The following is a 12,882-nucleotide window of genomic DNA, read 5'->3' on the forward strand; positions in this document are numbered from 1 at the left end:
CACCACTCAAAAGGACTTGACCATCAACACTCCTGCGGCTCCCCGACGTTTCCGCGTAGTCTGGGCCGCATGACAGTACCAATGATTAAGTTGAATGACGGCAATTCCATTCCCCAACTGGGCTATGGGGTCTTCCAGGTAGATCCAGACAAAACGGAAGAGCTAGTGCTGGAGGCACTGCGTGTAGGCTATCGCCACATCGACACCGCGGCCATCTACGGCAATGAGGAGGGCGTTGGCAGGGCAATTGCCAAGTCAGGCATCCCGCGCGAAGAGCTCTTCATCACCACGAAGCTGTGGAATGATCGCCAGACTGACGCTGCGGCCGCGCTCGATGAATCACTTCACAAGCTGGGCCTAGATTACGTAGACCTCTACCTCATCCACTGGCCCTGTCCCGCCAACGACCACTACCTCGAGGCGTGGAAAGAGCTCATCAAGCTGCGCGATGCGGGCAAGACTCGCAGCATTGGCGTATCCAACTTCGAAATCGAGCACCTTGAAAAGCTCGAGACCTATACCGACGTAGAGCCCGTGGTCAACCAGGTAGAGCTGCACCCCTACCTGCAGCGGTGGCGCGAGCTAGATGCGTTCCGCGCGCACAACATCCAGATTGAGGCGTGGGGGCCGCTAGGCCAAGGCAAGTCCGATATCTTCGAACAGCCAGAGATTACCGAACCCGCGCACAAGTACGGAGTTTCCCCTGCCCAGGTCATCATCCGCTGGCACCTGCAGAACAACGTCATCGTATTCCCCAAGTCCGCCACGCCTTCCCGCATTGCGGAGAACTTCGACGTCTTCGGCTTTGAACTCAGCGAGGATGAAATGGCCGCCATAACGGGCCTGGATCGCGGCGAAGAGGGTCGCGGAGGCTCGCACCCCAATGACGTAAACGTGTCCTAACTCCGGACCACTCTCGACGAAATGGCTTCACAACAAACCCCGCCGCCAAGCTTTCACAGCATTTAAGCTGTGGCTTGGCGGCGGGGTAATTAATTGCGTGGGCAGCTTGCCCGGAGCTGCTAGCGCGCGGGCGGGACCTCTGGGGCAACGCCGGTGCGCTCGAAATCAGAAAGAATGTCGATGCGGCGCTGGTGGCGCTCGGCCCGGGACCATTCTTGGTCCAAGAAAGCGTCAACGATGGCGAGAGCCTCGGCCTCGGAGTGCATGCGCCCGCCGATGCCGATGAGCTGAGCGTTGTTGTGCTCGCGTGCGAGGCGGGCAGTCTCCTCGGACCATGCCAAGGCACAGCGTGCACCCTGGACCTTGTTGGCGGCGATCTGCTCACCGTTGCCGGAGCCACCAAGGACGATGCCCAAAGAACCCGGGTCATTGACGGTGCACTGCGCCGTCTCAATGCAGAATGCCGGGTAATCATCCTCGGCATCGTATTCGTGGGCACCGCAGTCGATGACCTCGTGTCCTTGCTTCTTCAAATGCTCGGCAATGGCATTCTTTGTCTCAAAACCGGCGTGGTCTGCTCCTAGATAAACGCGCATGCCCTTGATACTACCGCCTTGCCGCTAGTTCGCAGGCGCTAGCCCACTTCTGGAGTAGGTGATGCCCCTGCGCAACCGTCCTGTGTTCTAGTGCGGGAAGCTTGCGAGAATTCGGGTGGCTTGGACATAACTGCCGACATAGCCGACTGGCGTACTGGCAGGTCAAGGGCGTGATTGAACCTGCGGCATCTCCGTGCGGGTGCGCTTGATTTCAAAGAAGTAGGGGTACTGGGCCAAGCGCACGGCGGCGTCGAAAAGCTCGCCGGCCTCCTCCCCCGTGGGAATGCGGGTAATAACGGGGCCAAAGAAAGCGGTATCGCCGAGCTTGACCACGGGGGTACCAACTTCATCGCCGACCTCGGAGATGGCGTGATTGTGAAACTCGCGCAGCTTGTCATCGACGGCCTCAGTGTTGGCCACCGCGGCGAACTCGGCGGGAAGACCGGCTTCGGCGAGAGCCTCGGAGATAACCTCGTCGTAGGCGCCGTAGCCCTTCTTGCCGCCCTTGCCGTGCCCGTGGAGGGCGTTGCCCATGGCCGTGTAATAGGCGTCGACCTTCTCAGGGGCCTCCACCGCAATCTTGGCAGCAACGCGAGCCGGGCCCCATGCGGCTTTCATCATCTCCAAGTATTCGGGGTCAAGGTCGCGGCCCTCATTAAGTACGGACAACGACATCGGTTCGAATTCGACATGTATATCGCGCACCTTCTCTACTTCCTTGATCCAGCGCGAGGTTGCCCACGCGAAAGGACAGGTGCAGTCGAACCAGAACTTGACGGCTTCAGCCATGGTTTTCTCCTTGATGTCAGGTGTTTTTGCGTGTTTTTAAAGCGAGAAAGACCAAGGGAGTGGGCATTCCCCGGGGCTTGCTCTGCCCCCCACTGTAGGTGCGCGGCTAGGGTGGATGCAGAAAAACATCCGCTAGTTAGGAGCAGAACTTCCATGACCTCGACAAACCTCACTCGTGAGGAAGCCGCCGCGCGCTTTAGGCAGATTGCCGTCCATCACTACGATGTCCATCTTGACCTCACAGTGTCGGAATCGCACTTCCTGTCCACCACCACCGTGCGCTTTAGCTGCCAAGAACCGGGGTCGACATTCATCGATCTGCGCGCGCAAGAGATCCACGAGGTGACCCTCAACGGGCAGACGCTGCCGCAGGAGGGATACGAGGAGGAATCCGGGATCGTGCTCGCTGGGCTCGAGGAAGATGACTACGAACTCAAAGTCGTGGCCACCATTCCTTTCTCGCGCACGGGCGAAGGGCTCCACCGCTTCGTGGATCCGGCCGATGAGCAGGTTTATCTCTACACCCAATTTGAGACCGCAGATGCCAAGCGGGTCTTTGCCTGCTTTGATCAGCCGGACATGAAGGCAACCTACGATCTCTCCTTCCGCACTCCCCAGGGCTGGAAGGTCATCACCAACGGGCCAGTCACGCAGCAGGACAATACCTGGTCCACCAGCATTGATTATCCACTATCCACCTACCTGGTGGCTCTGTGTGCCGGGCCCTATCACGAGATCACAGACACCTGGCACGGCGAGCTCACCGAGCACCCAGAGGGCCAGCCGGCGCGTGCCGTCGAAGTTCCGCTGGGGTTGTACTGCCGCGAATCCCTGGCGCCACACTTGGACGCACAGCGCCTGTTCCGCGAGACCAAGCAGGGCTTCGACTTCTACCACCGCAACTTTGGTGTGGCCTACCCCTTTGGGAAATACGATCAGATCTTCGTCCCCGAGTTCAACGCCGGGGCCATGGAAAATGCCGGCTGCGTGACCATCCGCGACGAGTATGTTTTTAGCTCCCCGGCCACTCACTATCGCTACGAGCGCCGCGCGGACACCATCTTGCACGAGCTGGCGCACATGTGGTTCGGCGACCTCGTCACCATGAAGTGGTGGAACGATCTCTGGCTCAACGAATCCTTTGCCACCTGGTCAGCGGCCATTTCCCAGGCGGAGGAAACCGAGTATGACACTGCGTGGGTGACCTTCGCGAACGTCGAAAAGGCCTGGGCCTACCAGCAGGACCAGCTTCCCACGACGCACCCCATCTCCACCGATGCCTCCGATATCGAGACCGTGGAGCAGAACTTCGACGGTATCACCTACGCCAAGGGCGCCTCTGTGCTCAAGCAGCTCCAGGCCTATGTGGGCAGGGAGAACTTCTTTGCTGGGGTGCGTCGCCACTTCGCAGCGCACGCCTACTCCAATGCCACCTTCGAAGATCTCCTCGGGCACCTCGAGGAGGCCTCCGGGCGCGATCTGTCTTTCTGGGCGCAACAATGGCTCAAGACCACGGGCATGAATACCCTGTCCGCCGACTTCCACGTGGAGGACGGCACCTATAGCGACTTCCGCATCCGGCAGCAGGGTGAGCCGGCGCGCACCCACCGCATCGCGGTCGGTCTCTATCGCCTGGAAGATGGCAAGGTCCGCCGTTTCAAGCGCGTCGAGCTCGACATCGATGGTGCCTCCACCGAGGTCCCGGAGCTGCGTGGCGTTCCCGCCGCCGACCTCATTTTGGTCAACGACGACGATCTCACCTACTGCTTGCAAGAGCTCGATGAGGCTTCGCTCGATTTTGCTGTGGGCAACATCGACAAGTTCGCCGACCCCATGGCGCGCACGTTGTGCTGGTCGGCGGCTTGGCAGATGACGCGGGATGGGGCGATGCGCGCTCGCGACTTCGTCCAGCTCGTTGCCCGTGGAGCTGCGGCTGAGAGCGAGCTAGCCGTGTTGGAGCGCGTTCTGCAGCAAGCCGCAACCGCCCAGTTCCACTATGCAGACCCGCGCTGGGCGCACCAGTCCACCGTGCTTGCCGACGCCCTTTTGGAAGGCACCACCGATCCAGATTCCGAACGCGCGCTCATTTTCGCCCAGGCTTTGACGCGGATCAAGCTGACCGAGGGCACGCGCGAGTTTCTGCGCGAGACTCTCCAGAACTCGAGCGACCAGGGCCTGCGCTGGCACGCTATTGCCGCGCTAGCCGCCGACGGCGCACTAGAGGATCCCTCCGCCACCATCGAGGCCGAACTGGGCCACGATAACTCCGCGACAGGCTATCAATCCGCAATCCGCGCTCGCGCTGCGGTCAATACTGCCGAGAACAAGCGTGCGCAGTGGAAAGAAATCGTCGAAAGCGAGCTGGGCAACCGCGAGCTGACCTCCAAGCTAGAGGGTCTGACTTATCCCGGCGCGGAGGAACTCCTGCCCTCTGCGGAGTACTTCGACGTCGCGGAGAAGATCTGGAGCTCGCGTTCCTCCGAGATTGGGCAGACCACCGTGACGGGGCTCTTCCCCTCCTGGGATGTCTCGCATGCCACCCTCGAGCGTGCGGATGCATTCCTTGGCCGTGACCTGCCGGGAGGCTTGCGCAGGATCGTCACCGAGCAGCGCGATCGCAGCGCCCGCGCTCTGCGTAACCGACAGGTCGACGCCGCTTAAGGAGCCCTCTGGCCGGCAGCTGCCGCGGCTAATCCAGCCGCGGCGCCTCCGTCGGCGCTGGATCCTCCCCCATCTCGAGCTCGATGTTTACCGCATCGGCGCGCAGGGATTCCTCGACATAGTCAACGACCGTGCCATCAGCCGCCTTGAGGATCCGCATCAGACGCAGCAGCGGGTGTCCACGGCTGACCTTCAAAAGGCGCTGCTCTTCGCTGCGGGCAGTGGTGGTGGAGATGGCCTCACGCTTGTACACAGGCGGGCAGCCCGCCGCGGCCAGCAGCTGCGGAATGGGGGCAGTGAGCTCGTTTTCCCTCAAATCCGGCACGAGTGCCACCGGGAAAGTGTGATAGGAAAAGATCACCGGAAGGCCGTCAATACAGTGCACGCGCTTGAGCTCCCACACGGGCGTGCCATCCTCTATTCCCAGCGCCACCGCCACATGCCGGAGCACCTCATTTCGAGAAAGCGAAACCACCGAGTCTGCAGTTTCATGCCCCAACGCGCGTAGCTGCTCGATGAAGCCCTCTTTAGAGGTCAGGCTCAGTGCGGGAGGAATAGCGCGCACGAAGGTTCCGCCCGTGCGTCCGCGCCGCCTGTCAATAAGGCCCTCGATTTGTAGAATATCGAGGGCATGCCTCACCGTCATGCGTGCTACGTTAAACTCCTGCACTAATTCGCGCTCAGTTGGAAAGCGCTCCCCTGGTTTGAGCTCGTGTCTTTCGATACGGCCACGCAGGGAATCCGAGATCGTCAAATACGCCGGACGCCGGCGGTTAGTATTGCCCACATAAGGATTATAACGAAAGGGTATCTAATGCAAGACTTAACATATGTGACGTCTATCGCCCTTTTTCTTATTACTTCCTCAGTTCCACCCGCGGGCGTACCTGAATCTCCGTCAACTGCGTTGAAGGGCCGGCGTTGACCACGGCGCGGATAGCCTTGGCCACCTCGACCGGCGCAATAACATGCTCCGGCTCATAGTCCTGCAGGCCTTTGAGCATCGGCGTATCCGTCGGCCCCGGCGCCACGGTAGAGACGCGAATCTCGGGCTCGGCCTTGCGCAGCCCATCCGCGAGTGCATAGAGCGCATGCTTGGTAGCTGCGTAAATGACATTATCTGCATAGCTATTGCGTCCCGCACCCGAGTTGATAAAGATCACCGTTCCCCCGGCCTTCCGCGTCTGCGGCAGGAGAGCCCTGGTCAACTCCGCGGCGGCATACACATTGAGGTCCATCTGATCCCGCCAATCGCTCGGCCGAGCCGACTCCACCGAGAACTTATCCGCGCGCGCCGCCGCATGGACGAGAACATCAACTCGCGCGATCTCCGGAAGCTCTAGCCCGGAATCCAGCCCCGCGACGAGGTCGATGGCAACGGGGGTGACGTTTTCCATTCCTGCAATCTTTTCTACCTGCCTGCCGAGGGCAAAAACGTGATGGTCACGCGCGAGATCCGCGATGATCTCACGCCCCATTCCTCCGGTGGCACCGCTTACTACTGCAATCTTTTCTGGGGAATCTACTTCTGGTTTAGCCATGCCGACCATCGTAGCGATACAGCGCACACCCGGTCAGGATTCTATTTACGGAAGCGCTTGGGCAACTCCGCCTCACCCAGCGTCAGCATGAGGCGGTTAGCCCAATTGAAGAAGGAAGCGGAGTAAACCAGATCAAGAATAGATTGATCGTCGAATCCGCCCGCGCGCAGCTCCTCCACATGCTTGGCCCCAAAGGCAAAGGGCGTTGCCGTGAGCGCCAGCGCTGCCCTGCGGATGAGGTCCCACTTGCTGCTGCCCAGATCCGCCTCGACGCCCTCAAAGAGCAGGCGGTCAATAGCTGCGCGGTCCCCGCCCTCCTCCACGCTGCGAGCCTGATGCACCGAAGCGCAGTATTCGCAGCCGTTGTAACGCGAGACCACCGTGGCTGCGAGCTCGCGATCGGCGCGAGCAAGGCCGCCCTCGGTGTTATAAAAGATGTCGAAGTCCGTCAGCGTCCGAGCCTTTAGCGCGGCGGGATCACGCGCGAGCAGCCGAAAATAAGCCGAATCAATGCGTTGAGGTTGGATGAGCGCCTCGCGCTGCTCTCGCGTGAGCTCCTCCTTGCTCAGCGGCGCCACCCACGGACGCCAGCCTAGAGAGTGGTTGACAAAGCCGGCTGGGCCTACGACCTCCTCATACACCACGCTATCCGTCACCTGCCAGCCTGGATCCGTCACGCCCTCGACACGGGAAGCAGAAGGCACTGAAGGCGACTGGCCACCCAACACGCTGAGCGCGTGAATCACGCGTAGCTGGAAAGAAAGGAAAGCCACCAGCTGGGAGAGACTGACTGTGTCATCCTCCGCCCACCCGGCACTATAGAGGTGCCCGATCGCAGCAGGCGAGGCATCTTTGGGATGAAAAATAAGCAGGTGCGCCCAGTCAAAGGCTGCGGCGAGGCGCTCGCCCACATCGGCGGCGCTAAACACCAGGAAACTTCCGTGCTTATAAGGCCCGCTGGATACCCCGTGCTCTATCGCTCGGCGCACGGCATCCACGACCTGTGGCGAGGTTTCATCCGCCAGCAGATCGAGATAGAACTCCGCGGCCTGGGATGACTGGGAGACTCCGGCACTAAAGGCAGCCACCGCATAGCGCTCGCCATAGGAAAAGGGCCCGGGGTTCTCCGGCTCGAGCAGGGCCTTAAAGGAAGCCTGCGCATTGCTACGCGCATCCGCCCGGGCGGCGCGCAATGCCTCAATGTCCGGGCCGGCCTGTGCTAGTTGATTGATGATGTCTTCCATGTTTTCCTTTCAGTGCCTTATAAATGCCTTTAGAAGTTCAGTGCCTTTAAGTGCAAGGCCGAGCCTAGAGCCCCAAGTTCAGGTCACCTGCACGGTAGCGTGAGCCTGGAATAGCCTCGATGAGCTGGCGGGTAAACCCAGACTGCGGGTTGTTAAAGACCTCGGCGGTTTTACCGTATTCCACCTGTTGTCCGTGCGAGAGCACGCTGACGGTATCGGAAATCTGGTTGACCACGGCTAAATCGTGCGAGATGAATATATAGGTCAGCCCCAGCTGGCCCTGCAGATCGTTGAGCAGGCGCAAGATCTGCGATTGGACGGTGACGTCGAGGGCGGAGACAGCCTCATCGAGCACCACGAGTTCCGGCTCGACAATCATGGCGCGGGCGATGGCCACGCGCTGGCGTTGGCCGCCGGAGAGCTCGCGCGGACGTCGAGAAGCAATGGCCTTGTCTAGGGCCACGAGGTCTAGGTATTCTTCGGCCTTGCGACGAGCCTGACGCGCTGAGGCTCCGTCGAAGTTACGCAGCGGCTCAGCGATGCTATCCCCGATGCTCATGCGCGGATCCAGGGAACCGAAAGGGTTTTGGTAGACCAGCTGGATGCGCCGGCGCAAGTGCCGCAGCTCCTTGCCCCTGCGCCCAGTTATCTCTTCCCCACTCAGGGCGATAGACCCGGATGTTGGGGTATTGAATAAGGAAATGGCGCGACCAATGGTGGTTTTCCCGGAGCCGGACTCCCCCACTAAAGCGTGGGTGCTGCCGCGAGCAACGCTGAAGCTCACTCCATCGACAGCCGTGAAGTCATCGAAGCGCTGGACCATGTTCTTCACCTCGAGCAGCGTCTCGCTATGGGGCACGGGGCGCCGGTCGATGTCGGCTACGGTGAGGGAGGGGGCGTCGGCAAGCAGGCGTTTGGAATAGGCGTCTTGGGGATCGGTGAGCACGCTGGCGGCAAAGCCCGACTCGCGCACCTGGCCCTTTTCCATGACCACGATGTGATCCGCGCGGTCGCCGGCCACCGCCAGGTCATGCGTGATGAACAGGATGCTCAGGCCCAGCTCATGCCTCATCTCATCAAGGAGATCAAGAATGACCTTCTGCACGGTGACGTCGAGGGCGGAAGTCGGTTCGTCGGCGATGATGAGCGCCGGTTCCAGCGCCACTGCCGCGGCGATGAGCACGCGTTGCTTCATGCCGCCGGAGAGCTCGTGGGGATATTGCCCGTAGCGCTTGCGCGGGTTATCAATGCCCACGCGCTCCAGCAGCTCAAGCGCCTTGGCTTTGCGCTGCGCCGCGCTGCCGCGACCGTGGATGGCCATGCCCTCCTCCACCGCGGCGCCAATGGTCTTGAGCGGGTTGAGGGAGTTATTCGGGTCCTGGGGAACCAGACCGATCCGGGTGCCGCGCAGCCCGCGCCACTGCTTGTTACTAAAGTCCGTGACGTCACGGCCATCGAATACGATGCTGCCGGCTGTGATCCGGGCATTCGGCGCCAGCAACCCAATCGCGGCCATGGCGGAAGTGGACTTGCCTGAGCCTGATTCGCCCACGATCGCGGTAATCTGGCCCGGATAAGCAGCTAGGTTGACGCCTTCGACGGCGTCGACGTGCCCCTGGGCGGTTTCATAGGAAATATTGAGGTCAGTTATCTGCAAGAGCGGTTGTGTCACGGTTTATGCCTCTGCTCGGAAGTTCTGCGATAGACGGTTGGCCGAGACAACGACGGCCACGATGGCCAGCCCCGGCAAGATGATGAGCCACCACGCCGTGGCCATAAAATCGCGGCCCTCGGCGATGATAAGGCCCCACTCTGGCGTGGGGGCCGGTGCCCCGTAGCCCAAGAAGCCCAAGATGGAGAGCTGCAGGATGGCGGAGCCGAATTGCAGCGTCGCCAGAGCTATGACCGGAGTCAGCGAGTTGGGCAGGATATGCCGGAACATGACCTGCGCCGGGGTAGCACCCGAGCCATAGGCAGCCTCGATATACTCCGCGCCGGCCACCGAAATCACCCGCGAGCGAGCCAGACGGGCGAAGGTGGCGATGGAGGTCGCACCGACAGCGACCGCGGCCTGCAGCGAACCAAAGCCCAGGACAATGATGATGGACAGGCTGAGCAAGATGCCCGGAATCGAAAGCAGCACATCGACGACGCGCATGATGACCACGTCTACCCAGCCACGCAAGGAACCGGCTACAAGGCCCAGCACCGTGCCAACCACCAGACCTACGGCCACGGCGATGAGCGCCCCGAGCAAGGATTGCCTGGCGCCGTAGACCACGCGCGCATAAAGATCGCGGCCAATCGCGTCGGTGCCAAACCAGTGCTGCGAGCTGGGGCTAAGCAGCGCGACATCGGTTCCCGCATAGGGGTCAGAGTTACTAAAGAGCCCGGGAAAGAGCGCTGCGAGAAAGGCAATAGCCAAGATAATGGCAGAGATCACCGTCGTGGGGGCGAGAAGCTTCTGCTTGGTCATGCGCGAGGTCCTTCCTCGAGTTCGGCCGCTGGTGACGTGACGCGGGCCGAGACGTGGTCTGCGGCGGCTTGTGGGCTGGTGGAGCGCGTGCGGGGAGCACGCAGGCGCACATCGAGAACGGGATAGAGAAGGTCCACGATGAGATTGATAACAACGTAGGCTGCGGCGGCGATGAGCACTATCGCCAGCAAGACCGGGGTATCACGGTTGGACACCGCCTGGGCGGTCATCTGCCCCAGTCCGGTGCGACCGAAGACGGTTTCCGTGACCACGGCGCCGCCGACGAGCTCTCCAAAGAGCAGTCCCGCCATGGTCAGCGCGGGCAAGAGCGAGTTGCGCAGAATATCGCGCCAGAATATCCACGCCTCGCTTGCTCCACGCGAGCGCACGGCCTGCACGAAAGGCATGGCCTGGGTCTCATCAATGGAGCGAATGAGCACCTGGATAAGCGGGGCCGCCATGGGCACGGCCAGCGTCAGGGTGGGAAGGATGAGCCCCTCAAAGGAAGAGGGCTCGATGATTCTTATCCAGCCCAGCTGGAAGGAGAAAAACTGGATGAGCAGGATGCCGATCCAGAATCCCGGCAGGGAGACCATGAAGGAAGGCAGCCCACGGAAGAAAGCGGAGATGAAGCCAAGCCCGGGCAGAGTGGCAAGGAAGGCCACGAGAAGCGCCACGAGGATGGCCAGCCCAATGGAGCTGGCGGCGAGGGCGAGGGTGTGGGGCGCGGCGTCGGCAATGAGCGTTCCCACCTTGGCGCCAGTCTGGGTTGAGTTGCCGAAGTCACCCACCAGTGCCCCTGCCAGGCCGGTGAAGAATTGCACCACCAGAGGCTTGTCGACGCCCATTTCCTCCCGAATGGCCGCAATCTCCGCCTCGGAGAGCCCGAGTGCCGGGTCACCGAAGCGCGACATCACCGCATCAGAGGGCAGCGCCGAGAGGAGCAGGAAGGCGACCGTGTAGGTCACCACAAGCACGACGACCGCCTGGCCGATACGCGCAGCAAGTTGCTTGGGATTCATCGTTTATTCTCCTCCTGCTATGCGGTGGAGCTCCACCTCATAGAACCAAGGGCGTGCCACCGATTCGGGTCTAAAGCCCGTGACTTCCCTGCTGACGGCGTAGACCACCGGCTCTTCAAAAAGCGGCAGGAGATAAGCCTGCTCGGTGAGGTAATCCTGGACTGCCTCGACGGCCTTGCGGCGCTGTTCTTGCTCCGGGCTGGAAGTAACCTCGTCCAAGAGCTCCTCTAGACGCGGGTCCAAAGCGTTGCCTTCCGCATCCTGGTTGAGCAGGGCGTCACGGGAGTCTTTGGCATACATCGAGGAGATGACGTCGTAGTCGGCGCGGCCCACCATCATGTGATAGAGCTGCACCTTATCGATGGATTTCGCATCGGCATTCTGTGTGGCCTGGTCACCGGCATTGATGTGGAAGTCAATGCCCAGGTCCCCCAGCTGGTCTTGCACCATGGTCATGACTTCCTTGGAACGCGGCTGCGGAATCGCAGTGTTGGTACGGAAAGAAAGCCGCTGGCCGTCCTTGACCCGAATTCCATCCGGGCCTGGCACCCAGCCGGCCTCATCGAGCAGGCGGCGCGAGAGCTCCGGGTCATAGGTATAGGCCGCGGACTGGTCTTTATATCCCAGCGAAGTGGCTGCCAGAGACGAGGTGGCCAGCGGATAAGAATCGGAGAAGAGCACCCGCAGGATCTCCTCCCTGTCGATGCCATGGATAATGGCCTCGCGCACGCGCTTATCCTGCAAAGTGGGATAGTTGAAGCGGAAGGCAATCTGATTGTTGACTGAGTTGGTACCCCGCGAGACAATATCCACGCCCTTCTCCCGCAGCAGCGGCTCCTGCGGCGCGGAAATCTGACGTGCAATATCGGCCTGACCCGAGATGATCGCGCCGGTGCGCACTGACTCTTCGGAGGCCAGAATGTAATGCACGCCGTCGACGGAAGCACGTCCCTGATGCTCCGTGGCGGGAGGCGCCCAGTCATAGTCCTCGCGGGTGCGCAGCATGAGATCGGTGCCGATCTTCTCCGATTCCACGACGAAAGGCCCCGAGCCTATGACCTGGGTTGCATTGCCTGGTCCGAAGCCCTCATCATCAAAATCGAGGGTGCTATCAGAAAGCAATCCAGCGTTATAGGTGGAGGTAGCTTGCAAGAAGCCCGGCGCGGGCGCCGAGAAGTAGAACTTCACCGTGTCCTCATCAACGGCTTCCCCACGCTCGTAGTTGGAGATCTGCTCCGAGGAGGACAGCCGGCGGTCCTTATCGCCGAGCCCAAAGAGATCGAAATTGCGGACAATATTCTCCGTTGTCATGGGAGTACCGTCGGAGTAGGTCACATCGGTGCGCACGTTGAAGGTGTACTCAGTGGCATCCTGGTTAACCTGCGGCAACTCCGTGGCAATCCACGGGCTGAGCTCGAGAGTCTCCGGATCCTGAAAGAGCAGCCGGTCCGTCAACTGGTTGACCACGGCGCCATTGGGATAGAAGCCTGCTGCGGGCGGGTAGAGAGTGCGGAAGAACTGTGGTTCAAGGTAGGTGAGAACGTTGTCTTCCTCCTTCGACTCGGCGTGCGCTGCACAACCGGCCATCACAGCCGCAGCAGTGATGATGCTGGCCATTGCTTTCAAGCGTTTCACGGTCTTACTTCCCAT

Annotated in this window: 11 protein-coding genes; 2 read left to right on the forward strand and 9 right to left on the reverse strand. The window is 61.0% G+C overall.

Translation table 11 applies throughout. The features are described from left to right. The first annotated feature begins 69 nt into the window (after nt 1-69). Nucleotides 70-903, forward strand: coding sequence for an aldo/keto reductase (locus tag B2696_RS09785; protein ID WP_286955177.1), 834 nt, complete (start codon nt 70-72; stop codon nt 901-903). A 119-nt stretch (nt 904-1,022) separates the two neighbouring features. Here the strand turns inward: B2696_RS09785 and B2696_RS09790 are convergent, their stop codons facing one another. Further along, the gene (locus B2696_RS09790; RefSeq protein ID WP_075730362.1) at nt 1,023-1,499 is read right to left on the reverse strand and encodes a ribose-5-phosphate isomerase; all 477 of its coding nucleotides are present in this window, start codon (nt 1,497-1,499) and stop codon (nt 1,023-1,025) included. Between the two features lie 162 nt (nt 1,500-1,661). Further along, on the reverse strand, nt 1,662-2,288 hold the full coding sequence (locus B2696_RS09795) for a DsbA family protein (RefSeq protein WP_075730363.1): 627 nt from the start codon (nt 2,286-2,288) through the stop codon (nt 1,662-1,664). Nucleotides 2,289-2,441: 153 nt separating this feature from the next. Here B2696_RS09795 and pepN point away from each other — a divergent pair, with 153 nt between their 5' ends. Further along, nucleotides 2,442-4,949 carry an aminopeptidase N gene (pepN, locus tag B2696_RS09800; RefSeq protein WP_286955179.1) on the forward strand — a complete coding sequence of 836 codons (2,508 nt, stop codon included), beginning with the start codon at nt 2,442-2,444 and terminating at the stop codon, nt 4,947-4,949. Between the two features lie 28 nt (nt 4,950-4,977). Here pepN and B2696_RS09805 read toward each other — a convergent pair whose 3' ends face one another. The 7 genes from B2696_RS09805 to B2696_RS09835 all read right to left on the reverse strand — a co-directional run bounded on the left by B2696_RS09805 (nt 4,978) and on the right by B2696_RS09835 (nt 12,882). After that, nucleotides 4,978-5,736 (reverse strand): GntR family transcriptional regulator, encoded by a 759-nt coding sequence (locus B2696_RS09805; RefSeq protein WP_075730365.1) that lies wholly within the window; start codon nt 5,734-5,736, stop codon nt 4,978-4,980. Between the two features lie 70 nt (nt 5,737-5,806). Then, on the reverse strand, nt 5,807-6,490 hold the full coding sequence (locus tag B2696_RS09810) for an SDR family oxidoreductase (protein WP_286955180.1): 684 nt from the start codon (nt 6,488-6,490) through the stop codon (nt 5,807-5,809). A 41-nt stretch (nt 6,491-6,531) separates the two neighbouring features. After that, nucleotides 6,532-7,734, reverse strand: coding sequence for an alkylhydroperoxidase domain protein (locus B2696_RS09815; RefSeq protein WP_286955181.1), 1,203 nt, complete (start codon nt 7,732-7,734; stop codon nt 6,532-6,534). 64 nt (nt 7,735-7,798) lie between these two features. Further along, on the reverse strand, nt 7,799-9,406 hold the full coding sequence (locus B2696_RS09820) for a dipeptide ABC transporter ATP-binding protein (RefSeq protein ID WP_286955182.1): 1,608 nt from the start codon (nt 9,404-9,406) through the stop codon (nt 7,799-7,801). A 3-nt stretch (nt 9,407-9,409) separates the two neighbouring features. Beyond that, a complete protein-coding gene (locus B2696_RS09825; RefSeq protein WP_075730368.1) occupies nt 9,410-10,210 on the reverse strand; it encodes an ABC transporter permease in 801 nt (266 codons plus the stop codon). Then, on the reverse strand, nt 10,207-11,232 hold the full coding sequence (locus tag B2696_RS09830; protein WP_286955183.1) for an ABC transporter permease: 1,026 nt from the start codon (nt 11,230-11,232) through the stop codon (nt 10,207-10,209). Before B2696_RS09830 ends, B2696_RS09825 begins: the two co-directional genes overlap by 4 nt. 3 nt (nt 11,233-11,235) lie before the next feature. Beyond that, nucleotides 11,236-12,882, reverse strand: coding sequence for a TIGR04028 family ABC transporter substrate-binding protein (locus B2696_RS09835; protein ID WP_276622629.1), 1,647 nt, complete (start codon nt 12,880-12,882; stop codon nt 11,236-11,238).

The sequence above is a fragment of the Corynebacterium sp. UBA4397 genome, assembly GCF_002390965.1.
GTDB classification, from domain to species: Bacteria; Actinomycetota; Actinomycetes; order Mycobacteriales; family Mycobacteriaceae; genus Corynebacterium; species Corynebacterium flavescens.